We start from the raw sequence: 604 nt of genomic DNA, 5'->3' as shown, positions 1-604 counted from the left end.
AAACGCCCGCAGCGCCCGAGCCGGCCGAGCCGGCCGAGCCGGCGGCGCAGGAAACGCCCGCAGCGCCCGAGCCGGGTGAGGCCGCCGCGCCGGAAATGCCCGCAGCGCCCGAGCCGGGTGAGGCCGCCGCGCCGGAAATGCCCGCAGCGCCCGAGCCGGAGCAGCCCCACGGCGAGCCGACGCCGGACGCGTCTCAGCCGCCCGATCCCCAGGGCTGACGCCCGCGGGCTACTCGCGCCTGAGGTAGTTCTCCAGGCCGGCCTGCGCGCCGCGCGCGCCGCGGCGGGCCGCGGCGAGTTGCCACAGGAAGATGCTGGTGCCGAGCACCCCGACACCCAGCCCCGCCAGCGTCAGCGGCCGCCAGCTCTGCAGGCTCGGCACCAGGAACGCGGCCGCCGTGGCGACCAGCCAGCCCACCGCGCCGAGGCCGATGAACGGCCACACGTTGAGCAGCGCCGCGGGCAGGGGCGGCGCCTCGCGCGGGCGATCGGAATCTGCGGGCATCGCGACCAACATAGCCCGCCGCGCCCGCCGCCGCCGCGCGGGATCGGTGCGGCTGCTAAGCGTTTCGGTGGTTGTCGCCGCGGCGCACAGCCGTGGCACA

At 77.8% G+C, this 604-nt stretch carries 1 protein-coding gene and 1 pseudogene; one reads left to right on the top strand and one right to left on the bottom strand.

Features of this window, described 5'->3' with window-relative positions; translation table 11 throughout:
* Positions 1-218: pseudogene (locus tag A5714_RS26895) on the top strand (hypothetical protein); the annotation flags it as partial.
* A gap of 10 nt (positions 219-228) precedes the next feature.
* On the opposite strand, the gene A5714_RS03570 reads toward A5714_RS26895, so the two are convergent.
* Positions 229-504 (bottom strand): DUF2530 domain-containing protein, encoded by a 276-nt coding sequence (locus A5714_RS03570; RefSeq protein ID WP_068065142.1) that lies wholly within the window; start codon positions 502-504, stop codon positions 229-231.
* Positions 505-604 lie beyond the last annotated feature (100 nt).

Source organism: Mycobacterium sp. E2462 (assembly GCF_001672685.1).
Taxonomy (GTDB): domain Bacteria; phylum Actinomycetota; class Actinomycetes; order Mycobacteriales; family Mycobacteriaceae; genus Mycobacterium.
This window is presented reverse-complemented; position numbering and strand designations above follow the sequence as displayed.

Excerpts from the sequence above, each read along its gene's own strand:
- A5714_RS03570 (WP_068065142.1), bottom strand. The coding sequence starts at position 504 with ATGCCCGCAGATTCCGATCGCCCGCGCGAGGCGCCGCCCCTGCCCGCG.